Below are 15,198 nucleotides of genomic sequence, written 5' to 3'. Positions count from 1 at the left end.
GGCGCATCGACTGCGCGGTCTGCGCATGCGCCTGGTGGTGGCGTTCGCGCTGGTCGCCGCTCTCGCCGCCACGACCACCGGCGCGCTCACCTTCCGCGAGGCGCGCACGGGAGTGCTCCAGCAGAGCCAGGACACCGTGATCGAACTGCTGCGCACCCAGGTCACCCGGCTCGCCCCCGAACTCGTCCTGCCGCCCGGCCCGGCCGCACTGCGGCAGTTCGCGGCCGAGGTGGCCGGCGCCCAGCCGTCGGGCTCCTGGCGAGTGCTGGTCGCCTATCGCGGGCAGGAGGCCACGTCCGTCCCCGACGACCCGTTCGAGGAACTGACGCCCGCCCTGCGCGAGGCGGTGAACTCCCGCTCGGCCACCGTCTTCCAGCGGGTGAACCTCGCCGACCACACCGCACTCGTCGTCGGTATGTCGGTCGCCTTCACCACAGCCACGGGCAATTGGCCCCTTTCCGGCCTCCAGGTGTTCCTGACGGTGCCGCAGACCACCGAACAGGCTTACGTGGACGCCCTGGTGACCGCCGTGGAACGGGCCGCCGTGCCCGCCCTGGCGCTCGCCGTACTGCTCGCGCTGCTCGCCGCCCGCGGAGTGCTGCGGCCGGTGCGCGCACTGCGGGACGCCACTCGCAGCATCGCCGAGGGCCGACTGGACACCCGCCTCGCGGTCGACGGCTCCGACGAACTCGCCGAGCTGTCGCACACGTTCAACGAGACGGCCGCCGCACTGGAGGAGTCGGTGGCCGAACTGCGCGGCATGGAGGCCCGGGCCCGGCGGTTCGCCGCGGACGTCTCGCACGAGCTGCGCACTCCGCTGGCCGCCATGTCGGCCGTCACCGACGTCCTCGACGAGGACGCGGCCGGGCTCGACCCCGACACCGCCACCGCGGTCCGGCTGATCAGCGAGGAGACCGTGAAGCTGGCCCGGCTCGTGGAGGACCTGATGGAGATCTCCCGCTTCGACGCGGGCGCGGCGGTGCTGCACCTGGACGAGATCGACCTCGCCGAGTCCCTGCGGCGCACCCTGGCCTCCCGCGGCTGGACCGACCTGGTGGAAGCCCGGCTGCCGGAGCCGGACGCGCTGCGCGGACGCGTCGACCCGCGCCGCCTCGACGTCGTCGTGGCCAACCTGGTCGGCAACGCCCTGCGGCACGGCGCCCGTCCTGTGCGGTTGTCCCTCCATGAGGACGAGGGGCCCGGCGCCGGGCGGCGGGCGGTCGTCGAGGTGCTGGACAGCGGGCCCGGCATCCCCGAGGGCGTGCTGCCGCATGTCTTCGAACGCTTCTACAAGTCGGACGCCGCCCGGTCCAGGACCGAGGGCAGCGGCCTGGGGCTATCGATCACCGAGGAGAACGTCCGGATGCACGGCGGCACCGTACGGGCGGCGAACCGACCGGAGGGCGGCGCCGTCTTCACCGTGGAACTCCCGCTGCGGCGGGGCGAGCCGACGGGGGAGGAACGACCGTGAGGGGCGTACGGCGAGCCGTGCTGCTGTGCGTCCCGGCGCTGGGCGCGCTGGCCTCCTGCGGCCTTCCGGCGACCGGCGTGGTGGAGGCGGGCGGTCCCGCGCACGGGGTCGTGCCGATCGTGCGGGTCTACCTCGTCGGAGCGGACTCCCTGGTCGCCGTACCCCGCAGGCCCGCCTCGGCGGTCGATGCGGAGTCGGCCGTGCGGAGGCTCCTCGAGGGGCCGACGGCGGCGGAACGGGCGAAGCGGCTGACCACGCTGCTGCCCCCGCCGGAACCGTCGCCGACGACCGGCCCGAGCGTTCTTTCGCCCACCGGCCCGTCCGGCGATCCCACGGCCGAGGAGGCGCAGGCGTCGGCCATCGTGTCGGTGAGCTCCGGAGGCGGCCGGGTGTCGATCCGACTGCCGGACGTCACCGTGAAGTTGGCCGACCTGGCGGTCGCGCAGCTGATCTGTACGGCAGCCGAGGCGCAGCGCACCGCCGGCTTCGCAGCCGAGGGTGTGACGGTGACGGTGACGGACGGGCTGGGCCGGAGCGTCGAGGGAACGGACGAGCGCTGTCCCGACGCCTGACCCGCGATATTGCGGTTGCACGAGACGTATCGTCTCGCCTACGGTCGATGTCATGACCAGTCGCCCCGCACACATCGCCATGTTCTCCATCGCCGCACACGGGCACGTGAACCCGAGCCTCGAGGTGATCCGCGAGCTGGTGGCGCGCGGGCACCGGGTGACGTACGCGATTCCGCCCGTCTTCGCGGAGAAGGTCGCCGCCACCGGCGCCGAGGTCAAGCCGTGGAACTCGACGCTGCCCTCACCCGACGACGACCCCTCCGCCTGGGGGAGCACCCTCCTCGACAACGTGGAGCCCTTCCTGGCCGACGCGATCCAGGCGCTGCCCCAGCTGATCGAGGCCTACGAAGGGGACGAGCCGGACCTGGTGCTGCACGACATCACCGCCTACCCGGCCCGCGTCCTCGCCCACCGCTGGGGGGTCCCGGCGATCTCCCTCTCGCCCAACCTCGTGGCCTGGGAGGGCTACGAGGAGGAGGTCGCCGAACCGATGTGGGCGGAGCCGAGGCGGACGGAGCGCGGAAAGGCCTACTACGCGCGCTTCCACGCCTGGCTGGAGGAGAACGGGATCACCGAGCACCCCGATTCCTTCGCCGGTCGCCCGGCCCGCTCCCTCGTGCTGATCCCCAGGGCGCTGCAGCCCCACGCGGACCGGGTCGACGAGCGCGTGTACACGTTCGTCGGCGCCTGCCAGGGCGACCGTGCCGCCGACGGCGAGTGGATCCGGCCCGCGTCCGCGGAGAAGGTCGTACTCGTCTCGCTCGGCTCGACCTTCACCGACCAGCCGGACTTCTACCGGGAGTGCGTGCGGGCCTTCGGCGAGCTGCCCGGCTGGCACCTCGTGCTCCAGATCGGCAGGCATGTCGACCCCGCCGCGCTGGGCGCCGTACCCGGCAACGTCGAAGTCCGTTCCTGGGTACCGCAGTTGGCGATTCTGAGGCAGGCCGACCTGTTCGTCACGCACGCCGGCGCGGGCGGCAGCCAGGAGGGGCTGGCCACGGCCACGCCGATGATCGCCGTACCGCAGGCCGTCGACCAGTTCGGCAACGCGGACATGCTCCAGGGACTCGGGGTGGCCCGGCACGTTCCCACCGCCGACGCGACGGCCGAGGCCCTGCGGGAGGCCGCCCTCGCGCTCGTCGACGACCCGGAGGTCGCCCGTCGACTGAAGGGGATCCAGGCGGAGATGGCGGACGAGGGCGGCACCGGGCGGGCGGCGGACCTCGTCGAGGCCGGGCTGATGCGCGACCGGGGCCGATCCCACGCGTGAACCCGGCACGGGTGAGGGCCCGTTGACTCCCCCGGGAGGTCAACGGGCCCTCGGTCCAGTTGGTTTCAACGGGCCTCGATCGGCGTCAGACCTTCAGCGGCTCGCCCTCGTCGTCCCGGGTCACCGGCGAGACCGCCTCCGGCGACTCGTCGTGCGTGAGGTCGGGCAGCCAGCGCAGCCACTTCGGCAGGTACCAGTTGCGCTCGCCGAGCAGCGCCATCACGGCCGGGAGCAGCACGCCCCGGATGATCGTCGCGTCGATCAGCACCGCGGCCGCCAGACCCACGCCCATCTGCTTCATGGACTGCATGGACAGCGTTCCGAAGATCGCGAACACGGCGACCATGATGACGGCGGCGCTGGTGACCACACCGGCCGTGGTGACCACACCGTGCTTGATGGCCTCGTTCGTCGTACGGCCCCGCAACCGCGCCTCGCGGATCCGCGAGACGACGAACACGTGGTAGTCCATCGACAGGCCGAACAGGATCACGAAGAGGAACAGCGGCAGCCAGGTGATGATGGCGCCGACGCCCTCCGCACCCACCAGCGAAGCGCCCCAGCCGTGCTGGAAGACGGCGACCAGGATGCCGTAGGCGGCGCCCACCGACAGCAGGTTGAGCACGATCGAGGTGATCGCGACCGTCAGCGAGCGGAACGACAGCAGCATCAGCAGGAAGGCGAAGACCACGACGAAGGCGAAGACGGGAGCGACGGCCCCGGCCAGCTGGTCGTTGAAGTCCTTCGAGCCGGCCACCTGTCCGGTGATCGGCGCCTGCACGCCGTCGACCTTGCCGAGCGTCGCGGGCCGCACCTCGTCACGCAGCTTGTCCAGGCTCGCGCCCGCCTTGTCCAGGTCGGACCCGCCGACCAGCGGTACGTACACGTACGCGATGTTCTGCGCGTCGTGCAGCTTGATCTCGACCGGGCCGCGCGAGGCGCCCGAAGCGACCGCCCGCTCCTTGAATTCCGCCAGCGCCGTCTTCACCTCGGTGGAGTTGATGTCGGCCGCCTTGACGATCACCTCGGCCGGCTCGGAGCCGCCCGGGAAGGCGTCGTTGACCCGGTTGTAGGTCTGCACGATGGGCAGCGAGTCGCCGAACTCCTGGTCCAGGGTGAGGTTCTGCGTCTTCATGCCGACCGCCGGAGCGGCGATCGCGAGCAGCACGCCGGCCGCCACGACCAGGGAGACGCCGGGCCTGGCGAGGACGACCTTCAGCACGGCGCTCCAGAACCGGCTGCCCTCGGCGGCGCGGCCGCCGTTGCCGTTCCCGCGGCGCTTGTCGGGGTGCAGGAACGGGATCCGGCCCTTCTCCACCCGATGGCCGAGCAGCGACAGCAGCGCGGGCAGCACGGTCACCGAACCGACCATGGCGACCGCGACCACCATCAGGGAGGCCAGACCCATCGCCTCGAACGTGGCGAGCCCGGTGAACAGCATGCCCCCCATGGCCACGCACACGGTGACACCGGACACGATCACGGCACGGCCGCTGGTCGCCGCGGCGATCCGCAGAGCGGTTTCCGGATCACGGCCCGCGGCCCGCTCCTCGCGCTCCCGGCGCAGATAGAACAGGCAGTAGTCGACGCCCACCGCCAGACCGACCAGCAGCATCACGGAGCTCGCGGTGTCGTCCATCGGCTGGAAGTGGCTGACGATGCTCATCAGACCCATCGTCGCCATGATCGCCGTGACCGCGAGGGCCACCGGCAGCAGCGCCGCCACCAGCGCCCCGAAGGCGATCAGCAGGATGCCCAGGGCCACCGGAACGGCGGAGTACTCCGCCTGCTGGAAGTCGTCGCCGAACGCGTCGTCGAACGTCTTCATCATGCTGGCGCCGCCGATCTCCTCGATCCGCAGCGAGGAGTGGTCCTTCTGGACGCCCGCGACGGCCTCGAGAACCGGCTCGACCCGCTCGCCCGCCGTGTCGGAGTCGCCGCGCATGTCGAACTGCACGAGCGCGCTGCGACCGTCCTCGGAGATGGTGTCCGTGTCGTACGGCGAGGTCACGTCGGTGACCTTGCCGGTCTTGTCGACAGCCGCGACGACCGCGGTGACGGCGGCCCTGAACTGCGCGTCCGTTGCCTTGAGCGAGCCGTCCTTCGACTGGACGAGGACGGTCTCACTGGCCGGCTCGTCGATGCCGGCGTCCTCGATGATCTTGGCCGCCGTATGGGTCTCGCCCCCGAGCTGGTCGCTCTCCTTGACCTCGACCGTGCCCGCCGCCGAACCGATCCCCATGGCCAGGACGACGAACAGCACCCAGATGCCCACAGCGGCCCATCGGTGCCGGGCGCTCCAGCCGCCGGCCCGCGCGGCGATGCCCCGCACCCGTATATCTCCGTTCCCCATGACGGGCCTGCCCTCTTCTGCTGCGGTGGAGGCCCCCTGCCGCCACCTTCCGATTCGAAGGTATGCGTCGGATAAAGCCATCTCCTCGTGCTGTCCGGTGAGGTGCCGGGCGCTCGAGTCCTCCCGTCGGACCGCGCCCTCTCACCGCTGGGGAGGACACAGGCCCCTTACATCTATCCGGGGATCTCGGGGACGACGATCAGGGTGCCGGTCGTTACGGGAGTTTGTTGATCACGTCACGGGCCTGTGGAGATGTCCGGCAGCTGTTGCTCCGCACCCCGCCGATCGGCCAGAGTTTCGCCAGACCCGCCACCCCGGCCGCGGCCGTCGCGCCCACCCCCACGGGGCACGACGGCCGCCCTAAGCTGAGCGGATGACGACGACGTACGCGGCACTGCTGCGCGGCATCAACGTGGGCGGTAGCAGGAAGGTCCCGATGGCCGAGCTCCGCACCCTGCTGGAAGGGCTCGGCCTCGGAGACGTCCGCACCTACCTCCAGAGCGGCCAGGCCGTCTTCTCCTGCGGACACGGGGACGAGGAGAGCCTCGCGGCCGGACTCACGGCGGCCATCGAGAAACAGTTCGGCTTCGCCGTCGGCGTGATCGTGCGCGACCACGCCTATCTGAAGGCGGTCGCCGACACCTGTCCGTTCCCGGCCGCCGAGCTGGAGGCCAAGCAGCTCCACGTCACGTACTTCTCCACCTCCGTCGACGAGGAGCGCTACGCCGGGATCGACCGGGCCGCCCACCTCCCCGAGGAGTTCCGCCTCGGCGACCGCACCCTCTATCTGTACGCCCCCGAGGGCCTCGGCCGGTCCAAGCTCGCCGAGCAACTGTCCAGGCCCCGCCTGACCAAGGGGCTCATCGCCACCACCCGGAACTGGAACACCGTGGTCAAACTGGTGGAGATGACGGAATGACAGAAGCGGATCCCTTCCCGGGCCCCTGACGGTGGGTCACACGAGTGTGCGAGGCTCGTCCCATGCGTTACGTCATCATCGGGGCAGGGGCGGTCGGCGGCACGGTCGGCGGACGACTGGCGGAGGCCGGGCAGGAGGTCGTGCTCGTCGCGCGCGGCGCGCACCGGGCGGCACTCGCGGAGGGCGGGCTACGGCTCAGGGTTCCGCAGGGCGAGCCGACGTACCGACTGCCCGTCGTCGACGGACCGGACGGGCTCGGCACCCTGCGCGCCGACGACGTCCTCGTTCTGGCTGTGAAAACCCAGGACACCGAAGCGGCACTCCGGGCGTGGGGCCCGGCCCCGGTCGAGGGCGGCGGCACGGCTGCCGAGAGGCTCCCCCTGGTCTGTGCGCAGAACGGCGTGGAGAGCCCGCGCCTCGCCCTGCGCCGCTTCCGGCACGTCTACGGCGTCTGCGTCTGGCTGCCCGCCACCCACGTCGAACCCGGCGTCGTCTCCGCCGCCGGCACCCCGCTCACCGGCATCCTGCACCTCGGCCGGTACCCGCACGGCACCGACGACACGGCCCGCCGTGTCGCCGCCGACCTGGAGAAGGCGTACTTCGAGGCACCGGTCGTACCCGACGTCTCCCGTTGGCAGTACGCGAAGCTGCTGGCCAACCTGGGGAACGCCCTGGAAGCGGTGAGCGGTCCGGTGGGGGACCCCGGGGCGGAGGCGCTGTACGCGAGAGTGCGGGCCGAGGGCGAGGCAGTGCTGCACGCCGCCGGGATCGTCTGGGTGAGCGAGGAGGAACAGCGGGCCCTGCGCGGCGACAAGGTCACCCTGGTCCCGCTCGACGGCGTCCCGCGCGGCGGCGGCTCCTCCTGGCAGTCCCTCAGCCGTGGCGCCGGCACCATCGAGGCCGACCACCTCAACGGCGAGATCGTGCTCCTCGGGCGTCTGCACGGCGTGCCGACCCCGCTGAACGAGCTGCTGCAACGGCTCGCCAACGAGTTCGCCCGGGAGCGGAGGGCCCCCGGGTCCCTGCCCCTGCCGGAGCTGATCCGCCTGGCCGACGAAGCTGTCGCGTTTGTTCAAGAGCCCCGAGGCCCCGCTGCCTAGCGTGGCAGGCATGAAGTACGAAGAGACGCACCGGTACCTGTCCGAATGCGCCGCCGAGGCCTCGCGGATCGCCCGCGCTGTTCCGGCGGCACGGTTGAGCGACCCGACGCACTGCCCCGGCTGGGACGTCCGCGCCCTGGTCCACCACTGGGTCCTCTACACCTCCCACGGCCTCGAGCACCGCGCCCTGCGCAAGCAGCTCCCCGACGACCTGGTCGCCCGCGACTTCACCGCCGACCCGCAGTGGGCGAAGGCGTACGCCGACCAGCTGGAGCGCGCGGTCGCGGGCTGGGAGGAGCCGGCCGTGTGGGAGGGGGAGGTCGACCTGGGCATGGCCGCGATGCCCGCCGCCGAGCTGGCCTCGATGATCGTCAAGGAGATGGCGGTGCACGGGTGGGACGTCGCGGTCGCCACCGGCCAGGAGTTCCGCATCTCGGACGACGCCGCCCGGTTCGTCCTCGACGTCGTCGAACGGCACGGCGACCTCTACCGCCAGTACGAGGGCTTCGCGGCGGTGGTGCCGGTGGCGCAGGACGCGCCGGTGTTCGAACGGGCGCTGGGCGCGAGCGGGCGCGATCCACGCCAGGGCGCGGCCCGCGCGGACCACTGAACGACTCCCTCGTGCCGTCAGCCGTCAGCCGTCAGCCGTCACTCGCGTGCCGACGCCGTGGCCGGCGGGCGGCCCCGCGGTGGCCCGGGAGCGTCCGTCGGTCCGTCGTGGTCGGGGGACCGGGCGTCGTGGTCGGGGACGGTCTGGGGTGTTCGGGGGATCGGCCCCGGCCTGCGGGCGGCCTCGCGGTGACCGAGGGCGTCCGGGTGGATCAGGCGCCGACGGCCGCCAGCGCCGGGGTTCGTGCCGCGTCGTAGCGTTGCAGCAGCACCCGGGCCACCTCCGGGGCAGGACCCAGCACATCGGCCAGGACATCCGCCCCGGCCGCGCCGCGCGCGATGCGGTCCGGCAGGAAACCGGGGGCCAGGACGTACGGTGCCACGGCCACCCGGGAGCACCCCAGCGCCCGCAGCTCACGGACCGCGTCCCCGGTGCGCGGGAACCCCGAGGGAGAACTGCCGGAGGCGAACGCAGGCCGCACGGCACACCAACCGGTGCGCCGCCACTCCCGCGCGATTTCTGCGATCACTGCGATCGCCTCCGGGTCCGTGGACCCCGCCGAGGCCAGCACGACCCCGGTCGAGGACTTGTCGGCGGGCGTCAACCCCGCCTCGTACAACCGCCGTTCGAGGACGGAGAGCAGCAGCGGCGACGGGCCGAGCACCTCGGCCTGTCTGATCCGCAGTCGCGCCGGAGCGTCCCGCAGGACCGCCGGGATGTCCGCCTTCGCATGGAACGCGCGGGTCAGCAGCAGCGGCAGCGCCACGACGTCACGGACGCCCTCCGCCGCCAACGACTCCAGCACCCCGTGCACGGACGGGATGTTGAAGTCCAGGAAACCGGTCTCCACCCGCAGCCCCGGCCGCGACGACCGCACCCGCCGCACCAGGGCGTGGACGGTCGCCGCGTGCCGCGGGTCACGACTGCCGTGGGCGACCACGACGAGAACGGGTGGTTGAACCGGCTTCCTGTGCATGGGACTTCAGCTCTTCACCAGCAGGCCGCGGCTGCGCAGCACCCACCGCTCCAGCGGACTGAAGATCAGCAGGTCGATGGCGATGCCGACGAACAGGATGAGCAGGATCGCCTCGAACACCATCGACATGTCACTGGCGTTGCGCCCGTTCTCCAGCAACTGACCGAGGCCGACGCCGAGGTCCGGGAAGGACGCGATGATCTCCGCCGCCATCAGCGAACGCCACGAGAACGCCCAGCCCTGCTTCAGCCCCGCCACATAGCCCGGCAACGCGGCCGGCAGTGTGATGTACACGGTTCCCTTCAGACCCGTCGCACCCATCGTGCGACCCGCCCGCAGGAACAGCGGCGGCACCTGGTCGACACCGGACACCAGCCCGTTGGCGATGGACGGCACCGCGCCGAGCAGGATCACCGCGTACATCATCGAGTTGTTCAGGCCCAGCCACAGCACGGCCGGCGGCACCCACGCCACCGACGGCAGCGACTGCAGACCTGACAGGATCGGACCGATCGCCGCCCGCACGAACTTCACCCGCGCCACCAGCAGACCCAGCGGGGTGCCGATGGCCAGGGCGAAGAGGAAGCCGAGCAGACCGCGCGAGACGCTGGTCCAGATGTAACCGAGCAGCTTGCCCTCGAGCCAGGCGTCCTGGAGCGTCCGCCAGACGTCCACGGGCGAGACCAGCTTGGTCGGGTCGTCGACGACCTTGAAGGTGATCTGCCAGACGATCAGCAGCAGCACCGTCGCCAGGATCGGCGGCAGGATCTTGTCGACGAAGGTCCGCCGAAAGGGCGTGCGGACGGCGGGCGCCACCACGTCCAGCGCGTCGAGACCCGCCTCCACACCGGCGAGCTCGGTGGTGACCGGCTTCGTCACCGTCGTCTTCGTCTCAGTGCTGGCCATGACGGCGGATCTCCCCACGCAGGACTTCGGTGATCTCGATGGACAGTTCCGCCACCGGGGCGTCCTCGATCCGGCGCGGCTGCGGGATGTCGACCGTCCACTCCCGCGCCACCCGGCCGGGCCGCGAGGACAGCAGGACGACCCGCTGCGCGAGCCGCACCGCCTCGCGCACGTTGTGCGTGACGAAGAGGACGGACAGTCCCGTCTCCGCCCAGATCCGGGTCAGCTCGTCGTGCAGCACATCCCGCGTGATGGCGTCCAGCGCCGCGAACGGCTCGTCCATCAGCAGGATGTTGCTCTCCTGCGCCAGCGCGCGGGCCAACGCCACGCGCTGCCGCATACCGCCGGAGAGCTCGTGGACCCGCTTCCCGTACGCGCCCTTCAGCCGGACCAGCTCGAGCAGTTCCTCGGCCTTCCCGCGCCGCTCGGGCTTCGGGACCCCCCGGAGCTTCAGGGCCAGTTCGATGTTCTTGCCCGCGGTCAGCCACGGGAAGAGGGCGTGCTCCTGGAACATCAGCGCCGGGCGGCCGTCCGTCGTGATGGAGCCGGCGGTGGGCTCGTCGAGCCCCGCCACCAGGTTGAGCAGAGTGGACTTGCCGCAGCCCGAAGCCCCCAGGAGGGTGACGAACTCGCCGGGAGCGACATCGAGAGTGATGTCGTCCAGGACGAGCTGCTGCCCACCGGGTCCCGCGAAGGACTTCGAGACGTGCTCAAGCCGGGCCGCGTACTCCACGGACTCCGCGGACTCGGCGGCCTTGGCGAAGGTCGTGGCCATGGTCGTCACCTCCTGGGAACTCATCGGACTGCGATCAGCTGGCGCCGAGACCGGCGTCGTCGACCGTGGACTCGCCCTCGGCCTTGAGGACCTTGTTGAGGATGCTCAGGTCGTAGATGCCCTTGAGGTCGGGCTTCTCCAGCAGGCCGGCCTTGACCGCGTGCTCCGCCTCGGCGTTGAGGGTGGAGGCCAGTGGGTCGTTGATGAACTGGATCGACGTCCACGCCGGGTCCAGGACGTTCGTCGGCAGCGCCTTGCCGGAGTCGGCCTCCAGCTGCTTGTTCGCCGCGGCCTTCGCCTCCGCCGGGTTGGCGTTGATCCACTTGTTGGAGTCGACCGAGCCCTTCAGCACGGCCTCGACGACCTTCGGGTGCTCCGTGAGGAACTTCTGCGACACGATGATGTTCGTGATCACGAACTTCTTGTCGGGCCACAGCGACGCCTCGTCGAGCAGCACCTTGCCGCCCTCGGCGACCAGCTTGGACGCGGTCGGCTCCGGCACCCAGGCGCCGTCGATCGAACCGGCCTTGAAGGCGTCCGGGGTCACCTTGTTGTCGCTGCGGACAACGGTGACGTCGCCCTTGCCGCTCTGGGCGTCGACCTTCCAGCCCTGCTCGGCGATCCAGTTCAGGAACGCCACGTCCTGCGTGTTGCCGAGCTGGGGCGTCGCGATCTTCTTGCCCTTGACGTCCTTGACGGACTTGACCTTGTCCGGGTTGACGACGAGCTTCACGCCGCCGGACGCCGAACCGCCGATGATGCGCAGGCTCTTGCCGTCGGACTTGGTGTAGCCGTTGATGGCCGGGGAGGGGCCGATCCAGCCGATGTCGATGGAACCGGCGTTCAGCGCCTCGATCTCGGACGGGCCCGCGTTGAAGGTCGCGTACGAGGCCTTGGTGGCGCCCAGCGCCTTCTGGAAGATGCCCTGCTGACGGCCGACCAGTGCGGTCGCGTGCGTCAGGTTGCCGAAGTAGCCGATCTTGACGGTGTCGAGCCCGTCGATCTTCTGCGATCCGGCGGCGACCTTCTCGTTGGCGTTGTCGTCCTTGGACTCGGACCCGTAACCGCAGGCGGCGAGCGTCAGCAGCGGCAGTGCGGCGACCACGGCGATGCCGCGGCGAAGGAGGGTTGAGCGGCTGGCAGGCACGGGAGGGGTTCCTCTCGTTGGCCCGGCGGTCACGGTTTCAGGTCGTGGCCGGGAAATCGGCAAAGGGTCTTCGTCGTTTCCGCGACGTCGGGTGGGGGGACGGGGCGCGCAGGCAGTGCGCGTACGTCAGAGCGCACATCGCGCCACTCCGCCCTGCCCGCTGCCGAGGGCGCCGCTGCCGACACGGCCGCCCTCCTTCGCGAACGTCGAGTAGAAGTCGTTGGTGGTCATGTTCAGAAGTCCCAACCGTCGTCGTCGGACTCGTCCTTGACCGGCTCCGGCGACGCGAACGACTCGCCGACCATGCCCGCGGTGAGCGTCGTGCCGTCGGCCGGGTCGATCAGGATGAACGAGCCGGTGCGGCGGGAGTCGGCGTAGGAATCCACCGGCAGCGGTTGCGCGGTGCGGATCTTCACGCGGCCGATGTCGTTGGCGACGAGCTGCCCCGGGTGCGGGTGCAGGGACAGGTCGTCGAGCGTGAGACGGGACGGGATGTCCTTGACGATCGCCTTGACCGTGCGGGTGCCGTGTTTGATCAGCACCCGGTGTCCGACGGTCAGCGGCTGGTCGGCCACGTGGCAGACGGTCGCCTCCACGTCCTGCGTCGTGGCCGGCGCGTCCTTGGTCGGCACGATCAGATCGCCGCGCGAGATGTCGATGTCGTCCGTGAGCAGCACGGTCACCGACTGGGTCGTCCACGCCGCGTCCACCGGCGCGCCCAGCAGGTCGATGCCGGAGATCGTCGACGTGCGGCCGGAGGGCAGGACCGTCACCGCCTCGCCCACGTGGAACGTGCCGGCCGCGATCTGGCCCGCGTATCCCCGGTAGTCCGGGTGCTCGGCGGTCTGCGGACGGATCACGTACTGCACGGGCAGCCGCGCGTGGCAGTGCGCCAGGTCGTGACTGACCGGAACCGTCTCCAGGTGCTCCAGGAAGGTCGGCCCGCCGTACCAGTCCATGTTCGCCGACGGATCCACCACGTTGTCCCCGGCGAGCGCCGAGATCGGGATCGCGGTGACCTCGGGAACACCCAGCTCGCTCGCGTACGCCGTGAACTCCTCGGCGATCGCCGCGAAGACGGATTCCCGGTACTCGACGAGGTCCATCTTGTTGACGGCGAGGACGACGTGCGGGACCCGCAGCAGGGCCGCGATCGCCGCGTGCCTGCGGGTCTGTTCCACGACTCCGTTGCGGGCGTCGACCAGGATCACCGTCAGCTCGGCCGTGGAGGCACCCGTCACCATGTTGCGGGTGTACTGCACATGGCCGGGGGTGTCGGCGAGGATGAACCGGCGCCGGGGCGTGGCGAAGTAGCGGTAGGCGACGTCGATGGTGATGCCCTGCTCGCGCTCGGCGCGCAGGCCGTCGGTGAGGAGCGCCAGGTCGGGGGCTTCCTGGCCGCGGCTGGCCGAGGCACGCTCGACGGCCTCCAGCTGATCGCTGAGGATCGACTTGGAGTCGTGCAGGAGCCGGCCCACGAGCGTGGACTTGCCGTCGTCGACGGAACCGGCGGTGGCGAACCGCAGCAGGGTCGTGGCCGAGAGTTCCTCGGAGGTGATCGTGCTCATGCTTAGAAGTACCCCTCGCGCTTGCGGTCTTCCATCGCGGCCTCGGACATCCGGTCGTCGGCGCGGGTGGCGCCGCGCTCGGTGAGCCGGGAGGCGGCGATCTCGGCGATGACGTCGTCGAGCGACACCGCGTCGGAGTCGACGGCGCCCGTGCAGGACATGTCACCGACGGTCCGGTAGCGCACGAGGCGCTTCTCGACCGTCTCGCCGTCCTTGGGCCCGCCCCACTCACCGGCGGTCAGCCACATCCCACCGCGCCGGAAGACCTCCCGGTCGTGCGCGAAGTAGATCTGGGGCAGCTCGATGCCCTCGCGGGCGATGTACTGCCAGACGTCGAGTTCGGTCCAGTTGGACAGCGGGAACACGCGGACGTGCTCACCGGGGGCGTGGCGGCCGTTGTAGAGGTTCCACAGCTCCGGGCGCTGGCGTCGGGGGTCCCACTGGGAGAACTCGTCACGCAGCGAGAACACCCTTTCCTTGGCGCGGGCCTTCTCCTCGTCGCGGCGTCCGCCGCCGAAGACGGCGTCGAACTTCCCGGACTGGATCCTCTCCGTCAGCGGAAGCGTCTGCAGCGGGTTGCGCGTCCCGTCGGGGCGTTCGCGCAGCACACCGCGGTCGATGTAGTCCTGGACGGAGGCCACGTGGAGGCGCAGCCCGTGCGCGTCGACGACCCGGTCGCGGTACTCGAGGACCTCGGGGAAGTTGTGTCCGGTGTCGACGTGCAGGAGCGAGAACGGGACCGGGGCCGGCGCGAACGCCTTCAGGGCCAGGTGCAGCATGACGATGGAGTCCTTGCCGCCGGAGAACAGGATCACCGGGTTCTCGAACTCGCCCGCCACCTCGCGGAAGATGTGCACCGCCTCGGACTCCAGGGAGTCCAGGTGGCTGAGGGCGTACGGGCCGGCCGTGCCCTCCTCGGCCTTGGCGACGGTCGTCGTCATGCCAGTCCCCTCTCGGTGAGCAGGGCGTACACCGAGGCGGCGGACTCCTGCACGGTCTGGTCCTGGGACTCGATCCGCAGATCGGGCGTCTCGGGGACCTCGTACGGGTCGTCGATCCCGGTGAGGCCGGTCAGCTCGCCCGCCGCCTGCTTGGCGTACAGACCCTTCACGTCACGGACCGAGCACACCTCGACCGGGGTGGCCACGTGTACCTCCAGGTAAGCGGTTCCGCTCTCCTGATGGCGCTTGCGCACCGCCTCACGGCTGTCGGCGTAGGGCGCGATCACCGGGACGAGGGCCTTGACGCCGTTGCGGGCGAGCAGCTCGGCCAGGAAACCGATGCGCTGCACGTTGGTGTGCCGGTCCTCGCGGCCGAAACCGAGGCCCGCGGAGATGAACTCACGGATCTCGTCGCCGTCGAGCACCTCGACGCGGTGGCCCTCCTCGCGCAGCCGGCCGGCCAGCTCGTACGCGATGGTGGTCTTGCCGGCGCTCGGCAGACCCGTGAGCCAGACGGTGGCTCCGGTCGTCACGTGGTTCTCCCGGTTCGTAGAAGTGGGGGTGGGCGTGGGGGTGTCGGGCGAGGTCGC

13 protein-coding genes and 1 pseudogene are annotated in these 15,198 nt (G+C 71.0%); 6 read left to right on the top strand and 8 right to left on the bottom strand.

What is annotated here, in order from left to right; all coding sequences use genetic code 11:
* The first annotated feature begins 25 nt into the window (after positions 1-25).
* From ACIPFH_RS25100 to mgt, 3 genes and pseudogenes are all read left to right on the top strand, one after another.
* Positions 26-1,471: a sensor histidine kinase gene (locus tag ACIPFH_RS25100; RefSeq protein WP_401829592.1), complete on the top strand. Its 1,446-nt coding sequence runs from the start codon at positions 26-28 to the stop codon at positions 1,469-1,471.
* Positions 1,468-2,043 (top strand): hypothetical protein, encoded by a 576-nt coding sequence (locus tag ACIPFH_RS25095; protein ID WP_401829589.1) that lies wholly within the window; start codon positions 1,468-1,470, stop codon positions 2,041-2,043. The genes ACIPFH_RS25100 and ACIPFH_RS25095 overlap by 4 nt, the downstream gene beginning before the upstream one ends.
* Before the next feature lie 6 nt (positions 2,044-2,049).
* Positions 2,050-3,313 (top strand): annotated as a pseudogene (mgt, locus tag ACIPFH_RS25090) (macrolide-inactivating glycosyltransferase).
* An 85-nt stretch (positions 3,314-3,398) separates the two neighbouring features.
* Here mgt and ACIPFH_RS25085 read toward each other — a convergent pair.
* On the bottom strand, positions 3,399-5,666 hold the full coding sequence (locus tag ACIPFH_RS25085; RefSeq protein ID WP_401829588.1) for an MMPL family transporter: 2,268 nt from the start codon (positions 5,664-5,666) through the stop codon (positions 3,399-3,401).
* Between the two features lie 373 nt (positions 5,667-6,039).
* Here ACIPFH_RS25085 and ACIPFH_RS25080 point away from each other — a divergent pair, with 373 nt between their 5' ends.
* The 3 genes from ACIPFH_RS25080 (at position 6,040) to ACIPFH_RS25070 (ending at position 8,295) form a co-directional block, all read left to right on the top strand.
* Positions 6,040-6,585, top strand: coding sequence for a DUF1697 domain-containing protein (locus ACIPFH_RS25080; protein ID WP_401829586.1), 546 nt, complete (start codon positions 6,040-6,042; stop codon positions 6,583-6,585).
* Between the two features lie 62 nt (positions 6,586-6,647).
* Positions 6,648-7,685: a ketopantoate reductase family protein gene (locus ACIPFH_RS25075; protein WP_401829585.1), complete on the top strand. Its 1,038-nt coding sequence runs from the start codon at positions 6,648-6,650 to the stop codon at positions 7,683-7,685.
* Between the two features lie 10 nt (positions 7,686-7,695).
* Positions 7,696-8,295, top strand: coding sequence for a TIGR03086 family metal-binding protein (locus tag ACIPFH_RS25070; protein ID WP_401829583.1), 600 nt, complete (start codon positions 7,696-7,698; stop codon positions 8,293-8,295).
* Between the two features lie 211 nt (positions 8,296-8,506).
* On the opposite strand, the gene ACIPFH_RS25065 is transcribed toward ACIPFH_RS25070, so the two are convergent.
* From ACIPFH_RS25065 to cysC, 7 genes are all read right to left on the bottom strand, one after another.
* The gene (locus ACIPFH_RS25065) at positions 8,507-9,271 is read right to left on the bottom strand and encodes a sirohydrochlorin chelatase (protein ID WP_401829580.1); all 765 of its coding nucleotides are present in this window, start codon (positions 9,269-9,271) and stop codon (positions 8,507-8,509) included.
* A 6-nt stretch (positions 9,272-9,277) separates the two neighbouring features.
* Positions 9,278-10,177, bottom strand: coding sequence for an ABC transporter permease (locus tag ACIPFH_RS25060; protein ID WP_356249550.1), 900 nt, complete (start codon positions 10,175-10,177; stop codon positions 9,278-9,280).
* Positions 10,164-10,976 carry an ABC transporter ATP-binding protein gene (locus ACIPFH_RS25055; protein WP_401829579.1) on the bottom strand — a complete coding sequence of 271 codons (813 nt, stop codon included), beginning with the start codon at positions 10,974-10,976 and terminating at the stop codon, positions 10,164-10,166. The genes ACIPFH_RS25060 and ACIPFH_RS25055 overlap by 14 nt, the downstream gene beginning before the upstream one ends.
* A gap of 10 nt (positions 10,977-10,986) precedes the next feature.
* Positions 10,987-12,099, bottom strand: a complete 1,113-nt coding sequence (locus ACIPFH_RS25050; RefSeq protein ID WP_356249554.1) for an aliphatic sulfonate ABC transporter substrate-binding protein — start codon at positions 12,097-12,099, stop codon at positions 10,987-10,989.
* A 233-nt stretch (positions 12,100-12,332) separates the two neighbouring features.
* Positions 12,333-13,667, bottom strand: a complete 1,335-nt coding sequence (locus ACIPFH_RS25045; RefSeq protein WP_356249556.1) for a GTP-binding protein — start codon at positions 13,665-13,667, stop codon at positions 12,333-12,335.
* 2 nt (positions 13,668-13,669) lie between these two features.
* Positions 13,670-14,608 (bottom strand): sulfate adenylyltransferase subunit CysD, encoded by a 939-nt coding sequence (gene cysD / locus ACIPFH_RS25040; RefSeq protein WP_401829575.1) that lies wholly within the window; start codon positions 14,606-14,608, stop codon positions 13,670-13,672.
* Positions 14,605-15,141 (bottom strand): adenylyl-sulfate kinase, encoded by a 537-nt coding sequence (cysC, locus tag ACIPFH_RS25035; RefSeq protein WP_401829573.1) that lies wholly within the window; start codon positions 15,139-15,141, stop codon positions 14,605-14,607. The genes cysD and cysC overlap by 4 nt, the downstream gene beginning before the upstream one ends.
* Positions 15,142-15,198: the final 57 nt, after the last annotated feature.

Source organism: Streptomyces sp. NPDC088157 (assembly GCF_044741545.1).
Lineage (GTDB): Bacteria > Actinomycetota > Actinomycetes > Streptomycetales > Streptomycetaceae > Streptomyces.
The sequence above is the reverse complement of the archived record's forward strand: the minus strand, read 5'-3'. Positions and strand labels throughout refer to the sequence as shown.